The organism is Paenibacillus helianthi (assembly GCF_001909055.1).
GTDB classification, from domain to species: domain Bacteria; phylum Bacillota; class Bacilli; order Paenibacillales; family Paenibacillaceae; genus Paenibacillus_AQ; species Paenibacillus_AQ helianthi.
Map to the genome: position 1 here is coordinate 319,700 of NZ_LVWI01000002.1, position 19,535 is coordinate 339,234.

Here is a 19,535-nt window from a genome sequence, read left to right on the forward strand (position 1 = left end):
TGTATTAATTTCCGCTTTTATAGGTTTCAACCGCCTTCTGAATTTCCTGTCCAGCCTGCGCAGGAGTCCATTCTCCAAGAACAACAGCATCCTGAGCTTCAAATAGCTTTTGCACTACAGCTTGCGGCAATGCTTGATCTGAGATCAGGAAGCTGCCGTCACCGATCATTCCGGCCATTTCGGAGGTATGCGGCGACTGTTTCGAGAAAGTAAATTCTTTTAGAGCAGGGGCGCCATATTGGTCAATATATTTGTTGACAATATCAGGACCAGTGATATACTCCCCAAGCTTCACAGCGGCTTCCTGTTCTTTCCCGTCCGCACTGCCGCTAATTTGGAACATTTCAGTAAAGCTTGACATTCGCACTTTTGGCTGATCATTCGGGAATTTAAAGACTCCAAAACTATCGGGGGCATTGCCTGCGCCGGAAATATTCGTATCTATCCACGGACCTGTCAATGCATAGGCTCTTTCCTTCTGATATAAAGGTGTCTCTGCTTCCAGGGGATCAAGTGTAATAAATCCTTTCTCAAAATAGTTCTTGTCAGACCATTCCTTCAGCTTCTCGAATGATTTCTCAACGGCAGGATCTGCCCAAGAGGCTTCCAGCGCATTTAGTTTGTCATGAAGTTCGGGACCGGCGAAATGCTCTAATAGCTGTTCTGTCAAACGCATAACGTCCCAGCCGCCTTTTCCGCCAACTGCAAGCGGGGTAATGCCACTTTCCTTAATCTTCCCCATCTGTTGTTCGAACTCAGCAAATGAAGTGGGAGGGTTCAAATTCAATTTTGCGTACAGTTCTTTAGGATAGAACATGCCCAGGGAAGCCACATGGAACGGAATACCGGAGGTTTTATTATCATATTTCACCATATCCAGTGCTGCAGAATTATAAATATCTGACCATTTGTGACTTGCTGCTGTTTCCGTCAAATCCATAGTCAATCCGTTTTCAGGGTAGAAGGCACCCAGAGATCCCCCCCAGGTAAACCACATTGTCGGCAAAGTTTTGGAGGATGCGGCCACTTTAAGGGACTCTTTTAGAGGATCAGTTCCATAATAAGTAGCTTCCACATGTATTGTCGGATTGTCTTTTTGGAAGGATTCGAGAATGGGCTTCAGATACGCCGCTTGATCATTCAGCACCCACAGCGAGATAGTGGTTTCCCCGGTGTCCGAGGCTGATGATGCTTTATCGCTGCCTTCTTTTGAGCTACATGCGGATAGCACAACAACTAGAACCATTGTAATCGCTAGCAAAAATATAAGACGTTTTTTTCCCATACGTTCATTCCCCCTGTGTATTTTTGAGCAAACAACCGCTGTATGTTTTGCTTGAATTCAGTTTACCGCGCTTCACCTTTTCGTAAAACGAGACTGATATGATATTTTCTACACTTTCATGCTGCTTTACAGAGGGTGAATTTCAGATATCTATACGACTATATTATTTAGGTTATTTCGTATGTTTTTATGCTCTAACGGTTGCGGTATTCCAATGGAGTCATACCCATGCGTTCCTTAAAAAGCTTGCCGAAATAATGCGGATTGGTATAGCTGAGCATTTCTGAAATCTCATATACTTTTTTGTTGGTTTCCCGCAGCAGCTTCTGCGAATAACTGATTTTGTTACGGATAACGTATTCACTGAAGCTTTCACCGACTTCTTTAAGAAAAATCCGGCTCAGATAGCCAGAACTGATCGGAATGGACTCCGCCGCTTTAAGCAATGAGACATCCTCCAATAGATGCCGGTCCACAAATTCTTTGGCCATCCGAACGTACAAGCTGTCGCTCTGTTGATTAACAGGGAACTTAAGCTCAGCCTCCAGATAAGCCTGCGGAACATCCTGCAGCTTTGTGTAAATGGAACTACTGGAAAAAATCAGTGAAACATTGAGTAGTTCAAAAATTTTGTTGCGGAGTCTATCCAAATAGTGCTCTCTGGCAGCCGCATCCTCTTCTCCTTCTTTCGAAGAGGCAGGTGCTAGCCAAATAATCTCGCGATGGCTGCGGTGGAATACCACTCCACCCCAATCCTTGGCTACATACTCATCAACTAAGTAGCGGATTGAGATGAATTTCATATGTTCTGCCTCACCATTGTCCACAATCTGGTCGACCGCATCATCACGCATGCGAAACGCGGAAAGCCATAATCCTTTGGAGAAATCAGCATTCAGCAATTCTTTCTCTATCCGCTCATGCGGATACGTGTAAACATCAAGCAAAGATACCAGCCATTCATTCCTTTCCTTCTCGGTCCAGTGAAGGTTTGGTTTGACTGCGCTTTTCTCCAGAAGTGCAATCGTCTTGCGCAATGTGGTCATGACCTCTAATTCGTCCATGGTAGGTTTGTGCAAATAATCAACAACTCCCAGACGAATCGCTTCTTTTACATAATTAAAATTATCATAGCTGCTTAAAAAAATAATCTGCATATTCGGATATTCCCGCTTGCGAATGTGCCGAACCACTTCAAGTCCATCCATTCCGGGCATTCGAATATCAATCATGATGATATGAATTTCTTCCATCTCCAGTATTTGCAGCGCTTCTTCTCCATTGGACGCTTCAGCCTTCCAGCAAACTCCGCAGTTCTCCCAATTCACCATATAACGCAGGCCCATTCTTACAATGGATTCGTCTTCCACTACCAGCAGATTCCACATGATTATTTTCAGCTCCCTCCTTCATGTATTTCTTTATAAGGTAAGGTTATTGTTATCGCAGTCCCCTGTTCCAGACGTTTAACGGTTAGACCGTAGTCCTCTCCAAAACGGAGGCGGACTCTGTCATTCACGTTGTTGAGTCCAATGCTGGAAGCCCCCGTAAGCATCCGGTCATCGAGTAACCGCGAAATTTGATCTTCAGATATTCCAATTCCATCGTCACAAACCTCAATTTGTAAATCCGAATTCTCTCTGACCAGGGAGGCCTTAACTTGAATCTTCAACGTGCGGTTCAAGCCTTTGGAACCATGGAAAATTGCGTTCTCCAACACGGGCTGCAGCAGCATAGGAGGAATTTCTGAATACAGCAGTTCCTCTGGCACATCCCATTCAATTAGAAAGGTGTTCGTATAACGAAGGTCCATTAGCTGCCCATAATTCTTGAGCAGCGCAATTTCCTGAGATAAAGGCATGGGTCCATCATCCAGCTTCAGGTACGATTGCAGAAGACGATTGAGTGAATGAATCAGTTTTGCTATTTGTTGAGATTGCTGCATAATCGCAATCATCCGGATAGAATTTAGAGTATTGTACAGAAAATGTGGCTGAATCCTCAAGTGAAGCGCATACAATTCCGCTTTGCGCTTCTGATGTTCTTTCTCCGCGATCGACTGGACCATGCGCTCCAGGCGCTTAACCATCCTTGAATAGCTTAGATGGAGCTGTCCAATTTCATCTTGACGGCCTGTTAGTTCCAGCACCTCGAATTTCCCCTGCTCCACATTTCTCATTGAGCGAATCAGACGCAATATAGGGCGCGACAGGTTTCTGGCCAGCAGCCAGGAGACTACAGCAGTTGCAATCATTAGTGTTATGGCAATAATTAATGTGTATCGGCGGATCATCCGGCTATCGCGCAAAAGATCATTTTGATTTTTACCCAAATAAATACTCCACCCAAGGTATTTGCTTTTTTTCACAACACCTCTATAAGCAATCTTGCCCTCTTCGCCTTCACCACTGGTCATCCATATCCCCACCCGCTCATGCAATGAGTTCTCCTTAAGCAGTTGGCTGGCAACCTGTTGATTGGATGTGTATACCAGCTGGCCATCCCTGTCTACGACAGTGACCACGGTATCTCCCAGTTGCGAAGACCGGATAATTTTATCAATGAAATCGGGAGAAATATGCAAGGCAATGACTGCAATCGGCCGCATCCGGTCATCAAGCAGCATTCTTGCCCCTGTTATGGCGGCAAACGGTTCTCCTTCAAACTGCCTGATCTCATGCACCCCGGAAACGACAAAACCGCCCTTTTTTAATCGGGCTTCCTTATACCAGGCTTCACCGGACGCATTGTAAGCTCTGTTAATGGATGAAGAGTCGTTCGACCGGTATCCGCTGATACTTCCTTTATCCCCATAGAGGACCATACCCTTTATGGATGTATTAATGGAGGGGTACGCACTCATAAGGCGGATCAGCTGCTTCTGTGCATTCAGTTTAGCCGAACTCCACTGTTCCTCGGGAACATAGGGCTGACTAAGAATTTTAAAGGCTTCGGGCATGTAGTATGGCAGGATGCTGAAACGATCAAAATCGCTGATTTGTTTCTCAATAGAAGTGTTTAATTGGCCGGCAATGACCTGCAAATCCTGTTCTGTCTGAGATTTAAGAGTGTCAGCGGATTTTTTGTAAGCAATAGTTCCCAGCAGCAGCACCGGCAGACAACTGATCAGCAGAAATGTTATAAAAAGCTTTTGATTATAAGTGATTTTTCTCCACCGCATGATATTGCCCCTTCCGGACAGCTTATAGCTAATTCATCTTATCACAGGCAGCTTCCCGCAAAGAACTGATGAATATTGGATTATAGAAAAAAGACAGCTGTCCTAATGGACGACAGCCGCCTTTTATACCTATTTCACTTTCCGTACGATATCTTATCTTCTATTTCGTCATACGTACCGCCATATATGGTTTTGCGGGAAGATCAATCCTGAAGCTGCCTTCATACCTTTCATCCAGTTCCTGAATAGTCATATTCCAGGTATCGAGCAATTCGACCTTATAGGAGATGCCAGGCTTCATGTTAAAGATTCGGAATTTCGGCTGATTGAATCCAAAATAAAATAAATAATATTCATCTTCTACTCCGGCACACGGAAGATCCCAATCTGAATGGAGCGGATTAAGCCCCTCAGCAGGTCCCGCTTCCATAACGCTGCGCAAAAAAGCAATTCTCGCCGGGCTGCTTCCGTGCAGTTCTCCTCCTTTGGCCCACCACAAAATCTCTTCCGGGTTTAAGTAAGTCTCACCATGGCCGACGTAACCTCCTCTTATCGCGCCTTCCCAAAACCGCCGAACCATTTCTTCTCCCGTAATATTGCCCCACCCTTGATCAATATCGCCTTCGTATGCGCATTCATCAATAACAACCGGTTTCTGCCACTGTTCCCGCCATTGATTGGTTGCTTCCACTGTCTTATAAACATCTATCCGTTGGATACTGCAATGTGTAACCCATGGTTTGTTGAAATCGTAAAAAGACACGCCGTTGTGATTGGAAATTAAATGGTGATAAGGGTCATTCTCCGTGACAATCCCGGCAAATCGTTCCCAATCGTCCAGATTTTTGGCCCACATGAAATCATATTCATTGGCAAGTGACCACCACACGTGACGATATGCTGCCAGTCTTGCGACAATATACCGCAAATAACGGTCATCTTCCGATTGGCTCATCTCCGCAAATCCCCATCTGTCATAAGAGTGAAAAAGAATCAGATCGGCTTCTATGCCCAGTTCTCCCAGATCGCATATTCGCTGCTCCAGATGTCTAAAGAACTCCGGATTAAATCGTGTATAATCCCAGCCCTGATCTAGTGATCCTTCAAACGGATAATATTGAGGCTCATTGGTGTTGTACAGGTACGACTTGGGGAACACACACATTCTAAGCTTATTGAAGGGTGAAGTTGATAATGTGTGAAGTGTCTGCTCTTCAAGCTGATTCCCTTGATGTATCCAAGCATAGCTTGTCGTACCCACAGGAATATAAGGTGATCCATCCTCGTAGGCAAAATGAAAAGTATTCTTCACCCGCACCGGACCATGGTTATTTGGGAGCGGGGGTGTACATTCCACTTGACCTTCTATCCCGTTCAGCGAATGGCTGGAACTAAGGGTTTGAAATGTCCATATTCCCACTTCAGGAGGCATGAAACGAATACGATATACTCCATCTCCATCATAGAAACCAAGAGGGGCAATCTTACGGTCACCTTTTACAAATTCGGCGCTTAATGTAACCTCCAGATACGGATTTCCGCTGCTGATTGTTTGTAGTTCAATTTCAAATACGCCCCACTTTTCAACACTTGCTGGCGCAGTCAAAACTACACTTCCATCCTCCACACAATCACTTATAGGCTTTAATGGTATATCGTTCTCTACCTGATCTACTTCTTGTTGAGGAATAACTGAAAGCTCAGCCAAGACACTTTGCAGCTTGCCCTCCGGCCAAGCAAGTGAACGCTGGTTGGACAACACATACATGGGCAGTGTCTGCATCTTCGGAAAAAATAGAAGATGCGGAGCCTCTGCTAAGCTCGGAATGTACTTTAGTAAAATACTTCGAGCCTCAGCATTATCCCACAGCTCACCAATTTTGCTATTCTCACTAAAAGTCATACATTTTTGCCTCCTATTAACTTCGCTTGTCACTGCTCATACAGATATAATCCGGGGGCTCTTTGGCCTCGACCCTTTGATTACGGGGAGATACGCCGCCCGGTTTCTGCCAAATGACTTATGCATGGTCTTCATCTCAATTAATAATCAGAATTCGCCTATGAGTGGATAGAATGTCTGGAGGAGCAGTGGTAACTCCGCTCCTCCAGTTTCTACCGGGACCGCCGGGTGATTAGGGGATTAGACCTCATGGCGTAGTACTTATATTTAGCAGAGGATTTAACGCTGGGGATGGATCAGCCGGCTGTAGAATGGAATGAACCGCCGTCTGCCAACCAGTATAATTGCGGTCTCTGATGTCGTTATTCATTAGCGGCTCGTAGGATTCGTACATCTTAAATTTGGCGGCGAGCTCTGCAGGATCGGACCAGAAGCCGACCCCGAGCCCTCCAAGGTAGACCGAACCTATAGCGGACAGCTCAGCACAGGTGGAGCGAACAACGCGGCTGCCGAGAATGTCTGCCTGAAAATGCATCAGCCAGCCGTTGGCGGAACCGCCGCCGTCGGTGCGGAGACCCCGCAGCGTAATTCCCGACTGCCGCTGCATAAACTCCACCGCATCGCGCACCTGGTAAGCGATGCTTTCCAGCGCAGCCCGGATCACATGCCCTTTGCGGGTCCCCCGGTTCATGCCCAGTATGGCTGCTCGGGCATACGGGTCCCAGTATGGTGCGCCTAACCCGACAAACGCAGGCACCAGATACACTCCCTCATTGCTCTCAGTATCCTCCACCAGCTCCTGCATCTCCTCAAAAGTAGAGAATAACCCCAGATTGTCCCGCGTCCATTTAATACTGTCACCTGTGGTACGAATGACGGCTTCAAGCGCATAGGTCACCGTTCCTCCGGCTCCCCAGGCAATGGCGGTGACCAGTCCTTCGCCACCATCAACCGGATGTTCCCCGACATTCATCATCACTGAAGTGCCCGTACCGTATGTTGCTTTGGCCATGCCGGGCTCAAAGCACTGATGGCCGTAAAGCGCACCTTGTGAATCACCGATCACACCTGAGATCGGCAGACTTTCACTGAACAGCCCGCCTGCCTCTGTATAACCGAACACCATGTCAGAGGCTTTAACCTCTGGCAACAGTGAAATCGGAACTCCGAATAATTCGCTAAGCTCCTCATCCCATTCCAGCGACCGGATATTAAAGAGAGAGGTACGGCTGGCGTTGCTGTAATCGGTGACATGGTTTACGCCGCCGGTCAGCTTCCAGATCAACCAGCTGTCGATGGTTCCCGCCAGCAGCCTGCCTTCCTCGAGCAGCTCACCTGCTCCAGCGGCATGATCCAGAATCCATCTGAATTTTGTTGCCGAGAAATAAGGATCGATCATTAAGCCTGTTTTGGCACGGACGGTGCCCTCATACCCGGCTGCCTTCAATCGGGAACAGGATTCCGCCGTCCGCTGGCACTGCCAGACCACCGCATTATATACAGGGAGGCCGGTCGTCCGGTCCCAGACCAGCGCGGTTTCCCGCTGGTTCGTCAGGGTTAGCACGGCAATCTCCGATGAAGTGGTACCTGCCTGCTCCAGTACAAACCGGGCCGTATGGATCACATTCTCGTAAATCTCCAGCGGGTCATGTTCAACCCAGCCGGGCTGAGGATAATGCTGCTTATGCTCCATGGAGGTACGGGAGATCACAACGCCGTCATGGTCGACAAGCAATGCCTTGGTACCGGAGGTGCTCTGGTCAATAACCAGAATGAACTTCTTCGTTTGCTCCATCACACCCGCCCTCTACTTCTCAGTCATTTCAAGCGCAACCTGCTTGAGATGATCGCTTGTTATACCATAGTGCCGGAAGACCTGGGTGGTTGTGCCGGCAATCGCTGGTTCATCGGGGATGCCGATCACTTTCATAGGAACCGGATAGTACTGCACTACCACCTCTGCCACTGCTGCTCCCAGTCCACCATAGATGCTGTGCTCTTCGACGGTAATAATTCTTCCTGTCTCTCTCGCGGCGGCAATAATAGCCTCTTCATCCAGCGGTTTAATCGTATGCATATTGATCACCCGGCAGGACACATCCTCTGCGGCCAGCAGCTCTGCGGCATCCATGGCAATCCGCACGGTTTCTCCCACGGCGATAATAGTTATGTCCGTTCCTGGCTTCATCGTCACAGCTTTGCCGATTTCAAACACATAATCTGCAGATTCATAAACATCCTCTACCGCATTGCGGCCAATCCGCACATATACTCCACCCTCATACTTAAGCAGAGCTTCCGTCATTTTCTTCGTTTCATGACGGTCGGCGGGCAGCACAACCGCCAGCCCCGGAATGGCCCGGGCTACAGCGATATCCTGTACCGAATGGTGTGACATGCCAAGTGCACCGTAGCTGACACCGCCGCTGATGCCGATCAACTTCACATTCGTTCTGGAATAAGCGACGTCGACCTTGATTTGTTCAATGCTGCGCATGCTGAGGAAGCAGGCTGGCGAAGTGACAAACGGCTTCTTACCGCTATGGGCAAGCCCGGCAGACATGCCGACGATGTTCTGCTCGGCGATTCCTACCTCAACGAATTGGTCCGGATAAGCGTTCGCAAAGGGAGCCATTGCGGCAGATCCGCGCGAGTCGCTGGCCAGCACAATAATATCCCGGTCATCCTTGGCTTGCTCAAGAAGTGTATCGCAAATTACCTGACGGTTCGGAATCTTGTTCATGACTGAGACACCTGTCCTTCCTGCTGCAATTCTTCGATTACGGATCTGAGTTCGGCATGAGCCGTGGCAAGCTGCTCGTCGCTTGGTACATGGTGATGCCAAGCCGGCACATTTTCAGCAAAGGAAACACCCTTGCCTTTAGTGGTATTAGCCATCACAAGAGTTGGCTTACCTGCAACCTCGGGTGCTGCACGGAAGACCTGTACCAGTTCCTCCATGTTGTTGCCGTTAACAGGAACGACATTCCAGCCGAATGAGGTCCATTTGTCTTCCAGCGGCTCAAGTCCCATCACTTCCTCCGTTGATCCGCTGATCTGCAGCCGGTTGCGGTCAATGATGCCGATCAAATTATCCAGTTTGTAGTGCGCACCGGCCATTGCCGCTTCCCAGTTAGATCCTTCCGCTTGTTCGCCGTCCCCCATTAAGCAGAAGACTCTGTATGAAAGAGCGTCACGTTTGGCTGCCAGTGCCATTCCCACGGAGATGGGGAGACCATGGCCCAACGCTCCAGTGTTCATCTCAATACCGGGCACCTTATTATTGGGATGGCCGATCAGTCTGGTTCCGAACTGACTATAGGTTTCCAGCTCTTCTTTTGGGAAAAAACCCTTGTCTGCAAGAATGCACCATAGCGATTCCACCGAATGCCCTTTGCTTGCAATGAAGCGGTCACGCTTCTCCCATTTCGGACGGGCAGGATCAATATTCATAATCTCATAATAAAGTGCGGTGAGAATGTCTGTATTGCTCAGAGAGCCACCTGTGTGACCTGTTTTGGCCCGATGAATAATGCTCAATAAATCCATGCGGATTTGTGCGGCCTTGATCTTCAATTGTCGGGTTTCCATAATATCCTCCTTGTATACATGTTTAAATTCTACCTGCCCAAACTGCCTATACCAAAATATCCGAACGCTGCTTCCGCACAAGATCCGAGCCTCTCAGCCAACGCTGGATCTCCTGTTCGGTTGGATCCACCGGGTCTGGAGTCAGACCGGGAATATAATTGCAGGCCTCATAAATGGCCGGAATAACATTGGCATGAATGCCTACGGAGTGATGGACATAAGGACCTTTAACCAACTTTTCTTCCCATAGCGGCCAATCATTGACCTCTACCCATACGTAGGAGCCACGAGAGTATGGTCCTTCGATGCCGCGTGCCCGGCCTAAGAACATTGAATATTCACCGTGGTCGCCGTCAAAGCGGGCAATCGTCATACCGCCGCCCTTAATTTCCCCTTCATGGGTTCCCGGTGCGTGATCGTCGAATAGAAAATGCTTGCGCAGCTTCGGCTTCTGTTCCACAGAGAGCGACACCGGGAAGTTTCCGCAGTGAAACAGCAACTCACCGTTGTCGTTCTCGGGATGGCGCACCGTAATGTCCGCGAAGAAGGTCGGATGTTCATTCATGGCTGCCGCCTGAACCATAATGGAAGTAATCGCACCATGAATATCTGTCTCACAGGTCACCGGGATCTGCTCATCGGTCAGGATGGCATTGGCCAGACAAGGCATAATCGACATCGCATCCTGCAGCGAAGACCAGCACTGAATGGCAATCGCACTGCTTCCAGTCTCACGGGCAAAAGACTTCATAGCAACCTTCAGCGCTGCAATCCGCTTCACATCATCTTCCGTCACTTCGCTGTAATCAAGCCGCTCTTTAATGTAATCGATCGTGTCCAGCAGTTCGGCGCTGTTGCCGGAGGCAATCTTCTTCGTTCTGAGCTGGATATCGACCAAAGTGATCGGATGAATCTCAATCCCAAACCGTTCCAATAGCTCTCCTTCATTGCACATCATCGTCCAGAATGAGGCGGGACGCGGGCCAATTTGCAGAATGCGCAGACTCTTGAACTGCCGGACTACATTTGCCGCTGCAACAAAGTTCGTGAAGCCCCGTTCAAACACCGGATCCGTCACCCAGCTATTCGTTACATAAGTGAAGGGCACGTTAAATCTGCGCAGAACCTTCCCTGTAGCAAAAATGCCGCATTGAGTGTCCCGCAGGCGCATACCGTCTGCCAACGGCGCTTCATCACGAGGCCCCCAGAGAAGAGTTGGCTTGCCGAGTTGCTTCGCTACCCGCGCTACCGTATCTTCTGTACCAAAATTGCAGTGCGGGAAAAAAACTGCGTCAACTTCCTCCTCCTTGAATCGTTTAGCAATCAAATCCGCATTCATATGGTCATCATAAAGCAAACCCTCTTCATTTATCCCTTCCAAATCTACAATATCAATGTCCATGCCAAAACTCTCAATCTGCTTGCGAATCTCCACTTTGTACTTAAAAGCATCCTCGGCACTAAATGTAAACCGGCGTGTTGGGGCATATCCCAGTTTCAGCTTTTTCATAATCGTTGCTCCTTATTAAATAAATTGCTTAAATAAACTTAATAAAACTAAAATGTTTATATGAAATTTAGCTAAATGTTATCTACACGATCATAGTATCACCCGTATAAAGCGTTGTCAACGAGTCTATTCAGATTAATTAGCTGAACACAAACTAAATAATAACTCTAGTTAACTAAACTTTTTGGGTGAGTTTCCTGAGAAATTAAAAAAATAGCGGTGCCCCTCATACCAAAAAAGCCTCGGACTGTGAACTGCACTTCCATTAGGGAAGCTGCGGATTCGCAAGCCAAGACATTTTCATTCATTATAGCGGCCGTCAGGCCATGTTAGTTTGGGACACTCTCTTCGGTTACCTCTTAAGCAGGTTACTTAATATTATTTCCTTTGCCCAGGCATTCATTTGCTTTTGATTTTCGGCAATGATTGGTCCAGACCGGCCCTATATGGGCTGTCTCTTTGTTGTTCCCTTGCCAACTACAGCTGCATCAGTTGGTGGTGCACACGATTTACGAATTACCAATTGTGTGTCGACCATCATTTTAACTTTCCCTTGGTTCCCATGCTCAATTGATCCAGTCAACAGATCCACCGCCAAAGTCGCCATTTTTTCTTTCTCTACATGTACAGTCGTCAATTCCGGAGTAATAATTACCGACTCAGTAATGTTGTCGAAGCCGATGATTGAAGTGTCTTCGGGGACACGGATACCAAGCTCTGCCATAGTTTTCATTGCGCTAATAGCTATGTAGTCGCATTCACAAAACCAAGCGGTTGGTAGACTTTTCCCACTTTGGATATATTCATTGAGCTGCTGCTTAAGTGAATCCTGGGATGTCAATATGGTGGGAGCTACGGACAGCCGGTGCGATTCAGGAATCTGTACTCCCCATTCTTCGAGAGCCAATTGAAAACCGCGAGAACGCTCTTCAAAATTGTGAATACGTATATTGGAAGCGATATACCCAATGAAAGAATGACCTATTTGACATAAATAGGATCCTGCCTGATAAGCCCCCATAACATTATTAATTTCTACAAACTGTACAGGCAACGTTTCAAAACATGTGTCGAGAACAATTACGTTCGGTAATCTGGCATGAATCACTTCGATATGCTTTCGAGTCAGATTAGTCCCAAGAACAATCATACCTTCGCTACGCTTCTCCTCAGCAATCGCATGGATATCTCGCTCTATATACTCCAAATCCATAGTTGAGAAAATAAGAGAATATCCCAATTGCCTGCATCGTACTTCAATAAAGTGAATTAATTCTTTAAAAAATGGTTGTTGGTAATATTCCTCAAGGACAATTCCGGAATTTACACATACAAGAAATAGAAGGGATTTATCCATCTTAGTAGAAACTATTGACCTTGCTTTCGGCATATAACCAGCTTCTTGAGCAACCTGTAAAATGCGCTCTCGTGTTTCAGGGGCGACACCTGGTTTCCCACTAAATGCTAAAGATACAGCTGCTTTAGATACATTCGCCAATTTGGCAATATCCTCCATTTTCATAACGAGAGCTCCTGTCCTAAGATATTAATAATAGAAGTTTACATTGAAAATACTCAAGATGCAATGTTTAGTCATTGTTCATTCATTAAGTTTAGTTGAATTCAGTTTTTGTTTATGTTCTAAAATTTGACCGCCATAATTGGCTGGCAATGACCTGCAAATCCTGTTCTGTCTGAATCCGGGAGAATCCAATGCTTCTAGAAGTTGCCGCGATTGCGTCCCGAAACAGCTTTCGTCGGTAACGTGTCAGCAACCACTTCCTCACAGTAACAATTGGTTGTACTCGTGGGATACAATCGGCCGCTTTAGGACTTAGAGTGTGTCCTACCAAAAAAGCCTCGGCCTGTGAACTGTACTTCCATTAGGGAAGGTACGGATTCGCAAGCCAAGACATTTTCATTCATTATGGTGGCCGTCAGGCCGTGTTAGTTTGGGATACTCTCTTCGGTTACAGCTTAAGTGGATTACTGGATATTATTAGCCTTTGCCCACGCATTCAATTGCTTTTGCTTTTCGGCAATGATTGTGCCCAGACCGGCAGACTTGAGCTTTCCCAAGAATTCATCAAGAATGCTGACAGACGCAACTTCGGTCTTCACTGGAGACGTATCGAATGAGAAGCCAAGCGCTTTGGAGAACGTAGCCGATTTATTGCATTCCTTAGTCTGTTCCCAAATATCAGGTGCATTTCCTTCCCATACCTTAGTAAGCGCGTTATTTCCGACTTCCCACTGGTTGAACACATAGTTGCTGCCGCCATCCGGCGTTTCCTTAAAGTCCCTACGAAGCTGGATCAACCCCTTCTGTTCGAAAAACCGAAAGGCACTTATCTGCAAATGTTTTGGAAAGGCAGTTGGGAAACGTTGCCTCAAGCGTATACAGAAATTATGGATTATGTTTATGAGAACGCTGTAAAATTGAAGGGGGATGCTTACGAAGAAAATGTTATTGATGATTTTGCGGTCCAAGATACAGATCAATATATTACCAAATTTAGGATTGCTATCGAACAATAAGCGCCTTAAAAATTGATTAAATTCCCACAACTAATTCTCTTAAAATTGTCAGCAGAAAATAAAATATAGCTAGATGGCTTTATTCCACACTGCTTTTCTAATTGAAAAATCCTCACAGAAAATGCGCCGGCTCACAATGGTATCATGAAAGCGGCGCTTATTTGATCGATTACACATATACATAAAAACGGAGTATATGTTAGCTTATTCCAATAGCACCGCCGCTTCCACCCGCGTCGTATGCGCCAAGGATGCAAATTGAGCAGCAATGGCTTTTAGGCCTACTCAATCCCAGTGGATGGCGAGAGACTCCGGCTGGTTGCTATTCAGGAAGCGTCTGTCAATTGCGACGAGCCGTTCGCTCTATGCCATCAGCGGTTTCTTTGTACAGTTGGTGCGGCAGGTCGTGTCCCATGCCGTCAACCAACATTAGCTCGGCGCCCGGGATGGCAGAAGCCGTGTCCTCGCCACACGCCGGGACGAACAGGGGATCGTCCACCCCATGAATGACAAGTGCTGGTACTTTTATGGTCGCCAGCCGCGGACGACGGTCACCGGAGACAGCGATCGCAGCAATTTGTCGTCCGACACTGCCTGGATCGTAGGCTCGCTGGACTTCCTCCAGAATGAGCGCCCGATAAGCGTCCTCTTCAAACGGATAGCCGGTGCCGGCGATGTGTTTGGCAAAAGAGAGGCTGTGCGCCAAAAATCCTGCTTGATCCTCAAAGGGGTTCGGCGCCGGTTTAGTCATCATCGCCATGACATCCGGGGAAGCTTGCGGAAGGGTGGGATTACCGGAACTAGACATAATGGAGGTGAGTGATACAACCCGTTCAGGGTACTCACTGGCTGCAATCTGAGCGATCATTCCGCCCATCGACCTGCCAACGAAATGTGCCCGGTCAATGGAAAGGGCGTCGAGCAGTCCGATAGCGTCGCCTGCCATGTTATCGAGAGTGTAAGGGATATCCGGTCGCTGTCCCGACATGAGAGCAGTCGCCAGTGCGTCAAAATTCAGCGCCCGATAATGACTATAGTGTGTCGAGCAGCCCACGTCGCGATTGTCAAAGCGAATTACCCGAAAGCCCCGCGCTGCCAATAGTTCACAAAACGGAACCGTCCAGCGGATCATCTGGGTTCCAAGCCCGGCGATTAGGATAATAGCCTCGTCATTTTCGTTACCGAAACTATCATAGGCCAACTCAACACCGTTAACTTTTAGAATGTTCATGGTCATGTTCTCCTCAATTAATTCGGTTTCGGAAGTCCTGCCATAGGCAGAAGGCGTGAATCTTCGATCGCTGCAGTCCGGTGACCGATACCGGCCAGGTAGTCTTGATGACTTGAGAAAGCTAGGAATAACTGCGCGCTACTCTGGCGGATCAGCATGACAAGATTCCATTTCTCTTCTTCGGGTCCGATAAGAAACTCTCCGCCATCGCCAAGAAACACGATTTCGCCTCCGCTTTCACGGAGATATGGGAGGGTGTACTCAATATAGCGGTTGAAAGCTTCGGCACCGCTAATAGAGACCTCTGGTGTTAGTTCAGGATTGGCTGTGTAATCAGCAACATCACGAGTCATAGTGGCTCCTTTCGCATTTCATTGTTAATTGTTTACGCCCTCAAATGCTTTCAGTCATAAGTTCTCTTCGGGGAATGCATTAGCGGCTAATCGCTTGACATGGTTTCTGATATCAGGTGCCCAGTCATCGATGAAGTGGTAAAAACGATCCAAATCACCAGCATACAGTGCCCGTAGAGCTTCTTCGTATTGATGGAAGTCCCCGGCCATAGCTGTCATAAAGTTATATGTTGCTTCTTGTGACTCTCGGATTGTGCTCTGTTGCTCTCCAGCACGGCGAGCTTCATCAATGAGCTTTCGTAATGTTACAGACGCCCCTCCAGGTTGACTCTTGAGCCATTCCCAATGTCGAGGCAATAACGTAACCTCACCGGATACAACACCCAGCTTGGGTCGACCGACCCGACGTGTAGTCTGGTGAGTCACTTCTGTACTGGATGAGTCACCAAACTGTTCTCCTAAACGTTTAAGCACATCATCTGTCTTCCCACGAAAATCAACATCTATTGGCTTCCCCGTGGAATCGTCAAATAAAAGCAACTGTGTGAGCTCTTTGTCATCTAGAGCATTCTTCACTGTAGTAACAACGTGCTGTAACGAACCACTGGCGACGACTCCCACACCCAAAAATGCCGTGCAGTAAAAGGGCATTAGCGAATTACTCATGCTGACCTCCTCTCTGATTGCCTCACTAATTATACCCGGGTAAAAATATAAAATCAATATTACCCGGGTAAAATATATTTTCTCGTTCGTTATCTTAGATCGAGGGAAACCATACAAAGGAACCTTTCATTTTGAACATACAAGAGATGGTCTCAAGATATTGCTTCAAACCATTCAGGACGTCGAACAAGCATCAGGACGTCGACCTACAATAATCCTGGAAGCAACCGGGCACTATCAAAGCCCCGTTGTTCAGTTCCTTGAGGAGCATCACTATTTATTCATCGTTATCAATCCGCTCATTTTTAATCGGCTTCGAAAAACCAATCTTCGCAAAGTGAAAACGGATGCTGCAGATGCCTATCTTCTGGGTGAACTTTACTATAGGGAGGATCGAACCATTCAAAAAAAGAGGTGCGCAACTGCTTAATATGCGTTATCTAACGCGACAATACGAATCCTTTTCTAAGATGTGCGTGCAGACGAAACTGCAATTCCAAGCCGTTCTAGATCAGGTTTTCCCGGCGTACAAAGGTGTTTTTGGGGCTATGTATTCTAAAGTATCCCTTCGGTTCTTACATGAGTTTCCGACTTCATCCTCTGTTCTACAGGTCAGTGAAGAGACACTTAAAAATACAATCAGTGCTCTCCTATCTTCAAAACGTGGTCGATCAGAGAGGTGGATTAACGAACGAGTTCAACGGTTACTCGATGCTGCAAAACAAAACCCATTTCAGCAAACAATGTATGCGAGCCACTTGATTAATCTTAAGATCTTGATCAATTTCTCTATCTCATGACGATGTGTATGGTCATGACCAATCCGGATGTTAGAGCCCTCCAGTCCCCTACCTATACAATCTCTTTTCATTTAGCACGTTCCTATCCCCCTACAAACGGCAACGGACCAGTCTCTGTAATTTCCGTATTTCTACTATGCAAGTCCTGAGTTTTTGGTATGATATGATTAATGTAAATAACGTTGATGAAATTAGGGGGAGTCTACAATGAATCGCAGTTACTTTAAATCTAAACTTTTCCTAAGATACATCTTTTCTTACTTATTGATATTGGTGGTTCCGCTCATTATTGTAACCGCATTCATTTATCGGAATGCGACCCGAAGCCTCCAATCAGAGATTGAACTATCCCACATCAATCAATTGAACCAAGCCAAAACGATTATTGACGGACGGATTAAGGAATTGAATGATATGGCTTCCCGAATTTCCTATGACGAACGCTTAACACCATATCGGGTGCATGATCCCTATTTCAGTAGAGAGGCAATCAGTGCATTGAACAATTACAAAGCAACCAGTTCGATCATAGGAGAATTGTTTCTATATTATTATAATGATGACCGGATTTATTCTTCCCGGGGCATGTCCAATTTGGAGGTATTCGCAAGCAACTACAGCTTCCACAATTGGACCAAGAATACACTATTCCATGATTTGAACAAAGTTAAATTTCCGGCGATGCGTCCAGCAGATCTAGTCAACCGAACCCCATCTCTCCAACAATCAATTCTGGCTTACATTGTTCCAATCACACCAAACAACCCTAACCCTCACGGGACTATTATGTACTTCATACCCGAATCTGAACTCAACAGGATGATTGACTCTGTGCTGGGCAGTTACCACGGATTAACCTACATTTTTGATAATAACGGCCAAATATTGACCTCTAATGGTAATGAAAGATCATTGTCCACGCAAGAGGTGAAGTCCTTATTTATTCTGGAACCAGGTATTCATAATGAGGTATTAAACGGAAAGTCGCACTCCATTATATCCGTAAAGTCCTCCGAAAACGGCTGGTCTTATGTCACCCTAATGCCCAGCGCTCAAATATTCAGTAATGTTCTGCAAGTACGCAGCTTTATAATCATGCTGTTATTGATCAGTGTGGCCGTTGGTGGGGCTATTGCTCTTATGCTGGCCAGAATGCAGTATGTACCAATATCCGAACTGGTAAAGTTCGCAAATTCAACATCTAGATCGAAACGGCCATTCGGTAACGAGCTTGAAGGCATACGCATATTGCTGCAGGAACACAGCGTGCGTGCGGATCTCCAAGAGCCCTATGCGCGCAATCATGTTCTCATGATGTTGCTGAAATATGGAAATACTCAAGGTGTGTCCTCTGATCTTCTAGGCAGTTTTGATTTTACATTTGAAAGTTCTCATTATTTTGTTGTGATTATCGAATGCGATGAATTTTCCAACAAACAGGATGAAAGCCAGAATCGTCAGGCTATATTCCATCTATTCACACAAGTTAGCTTCCCTGAATTATCCGCAAGGGCCTACAGTGTCGAACTGCCTCAACCAAACCAGCTAGCACTCATTATCGGTTATGATTCGGACGGTAAGCTCCAGAATTTTGATCACATTAGACATATAGTTGAAGCAACTCGTAATAATTTATTGGAAATGTTCGATATCCATCCAGTGATTGGTGTCGGAACGTGTTATTCAAGCATTTCTCTTCTAAATCAATCCTATATTGAAGCTTGTTCAGCTCTGGAGACGAACATTTCATCTCATGAAAGCATTACGTTCTTTGAGAAGCTGTTCTCTACATCTGAACAAGATTTCTGGGTCCCAAATCATGTACTACTAAAACTCTCCCAAAGCCTGAAGCAGGGAAGCTTTGAAGTTGCAGAGAGAACTATTTCGGTTGCTATCAGCGAACTGCCAACTTCTCTGCTCTCTTCACAACTCCTGCGCTTCATCGTTTACGATATTCTGAATACGATGCTAAAGACTGCCTCTGAGCTTGGAATTCATAATCTGATGCATGAAGTTCCGCCCAAGATCACCTACAATTCACTGGAGGAACTCAAGCAGGCTTTCGTAAACCTGGCTTCGCGGATTTGTTCGCAGGTTGAGCATGATCAAAAGAATGAAGAACATACACTTATGGATCAAATTGTATTATATATAGACAGTCACTATAGGGAGCATACACTTAGCCTGGAAACTATTTCTCAAGAATACAGTATCTCGCCTTCACACCTGAGCAGATCCTTTAAGGAAAAGGTAGGTATTAATTTTATCCAATATATTTGGCAAAAAAGAATGAATGAAGTTATGCACAAACTGATTACAACGAATGATTCTCTTAAAGACATTATTGTCCAGGTCGGTTATCTCGACACACCAAATTTCATTCGTAAATTCAAGAAAGAGACCGGGTATACCCCAGGTCAGTACCGTAGTTTGCATATACCAGAAGAGAAGACGGGCACCTTATCAGACTTATGATG

14 protein-coding genes and 1 pseudogene are annotated in these 19,535 nt (G+C 46.4%); 2 read left to right on the top strand and 13 right to left on the bottom strand.

Going from position 1 to position 19,535, the window contains the following annotated elements:
* Window positions 1-4: 4 nt before the first annotated feature.
* From A3844_RS04150 to A3844_RS04210, 13 genes are all read right to left on the bottom strand, one after another.
* Complete coding sequence (locus A3844_RS04150; RefSeq protein ID WP_074106703.1) at window positions 5-1,285, bottom strand: ABC transporter substrate-binding protein; 1,281 nt, start codon at window positions 1,283-1,285, stop codon at window positions 5-7.
* Window positions 1,286-1,479: 194 nt separating this feature from the next.
* Window positions 1,480-2,673 carry a response regulator gene (locus A3844_RS04155; protein ID WP_074103148.1) on the bottom strand — a complete coding sequence of 398 codons (1,194 nt, stop codon included), beginning with the start codon at window positions 2,671-2,673 and terminating at the stop codon, window positions 1,480-1,482.
* Between the two features lie 8 nt (window positions 2,674-2,681).
* Entirely contained in the window at window positions 2,682-4,466 is a 1,785-nt protein-coding gene (locus tag A3844_RS04160) for a cache domain-containing sensor histidine kinase (RefSeq protein WP_074106704.1), read from the bottom strand.
* Between the two features lie 160 nt (window positions 4,467-4,626).
* Window positions 4,627-6,369, bottom strand: a complete 1,743-nt coding sequence (locus A3844_RS04165) for a DUF5605 domain-containing protein (RefSeq protein ID WP_074106705.1) — start codon at window positions 6,367-6,369, stop codon at window positions 4,627-4,629.
* Between the two features lie 247 nt (window positions 6,370-6,616).
* The gene (gene glpK / locus A3844_RS04170; protein ID WP_074106706.1) at window positions 6,617-8,164 is read right to left on the bottom strand and encodes a glycerol kinase GlpK; all 1,548 of its coding nucleotides are present in this window, start codon (window positions 8,162-8,164) and stop codon (window positions 6,617-6,619) included.
* A 12-nt stretch (window positions 8,165-8,176) separates the two neighbouring features.
* The gene (locus tag A3844_RS04175; RefSeq protein WP_074103152.1) at window positions 8,177-9,112 is read right to left on the bottom strand and encodes a transketolase family protein; all 936 of its coding nucleotides are present in this window, start codon (window positions 9,110-9,112) and stop codon (window positions 8,177-8,179) included.
* Window positions 9,109-9,960, bottom strand: a complete 852-nt coding sequence (locus A3844_RS04180; protein WP_074103153.1) for a transketolase — start codon at window positions 9,958-9,960, stop codon at window positions 9,109-9,111. The genes A3844_RS04175 and A3844_RS04180 overlap by 4 nt, the downstream gene beginning before the upstream one ends.
* Before the next feature lie 46 nt (window positions 9,961-10,006).
* Window positions 10,007-11,470: an L-fucose/L-arabinose isomerase family protein gene (locus A3844_RS04185; protein ID WP_074106707.1), complete on the bottom strand. Its 1,464-nt coding sequence runs from the start codon at window positions 11,468-11,470 to the stop codon at window positions 10,007-10,009.
* Between the two features lie 442 nt (window positions 11,471-11,912).
* Window positions 11,913-12,992, bottom strand: coding sequence for a LacI family DNA-binding transcriptional regulator (locus tag A3844_RS04190; protein ID WP_074106708.1), 1,080 nt, complete (start codon window positions 12,990-12,992; stop codon window positions 11,913-11,915).
* A gap of 464 nt (window positions 12,993-13,456) precedes the next feature.
* Window positions 13,457-13,789, bottom strand: a complete 333-nt coding sequence (locus A3844_RS33345; protein ID WP_244169677.1) for a DUF3502 domain-containing protein — start codon at window positions 13,787-13,789, stop codon at window positions 13,457-13,459.
* 559 nt (window positions 13,790-14,348) lie between these two features.
* A complete protein-coding gene (locus tag A3844_RS04200) occupies window positions 14,349-15,239 on the bottom strand; it encodes an alpha/beta fold hydrolase (protein WP_074106710.1) in 891 nt (296 codons plus the stop codon).
* Between the two features lie 17 nt (window positions 15,240-15,256).
* Window positions 15,257-15,592 carry a hypothetical protein gene (locus A3844_RS04205; protein WP_074106711.1) on the bottom strand — a complete coding sequence of 112 codons (336 nt, stop codon included), beginning with the start codon at window positions 15,590-15,592 and terminating at the stop codon, window positions 15,257-15,259.
* 54 nt (window positions 15,593-15,646) lie between these two features.
* The gene (locus A3844_RS04210; RefSeq protein ID WP_074106712.1) at window positions 15,647-16,258 is read right to left on the bottom strand and encodes a DUF2239 family protein; all 612 of its coding nucleotides are present in this window, start codon (window positions 16,256-16,258) and stop codon (window positions 15,647-15,649) included.
* A gap of 52 nt (window positions 16,259-16,310) precedes the next feature.
* Between A3844_RS04210 and A3844_RS33965 the strand changes: the two are divergent.
* Both A3844_RS33965 and A3844_RS04220 read left to right on the top strand, forming a co-directional pair.
* Window positions 16,311-17,043 (top strand): annotated as a pseudogene (locus A3844_RS33965) (IS110 family transposase); the annotation flags it as partial.
* Window positions 17,044-17,265: 222 nt separating this feature from the next.
* Entirely contained in the window at window positions 17,266-19,533 is a 2,268-nt protein-coding gene (locus A3844_RS04220) for a helix-turn-helix domain-containing protein (protein ID WP_074085607.1), read from the top strand.
* Window positions 19,534-19,535: the final 2 nt, after the last annotated feature.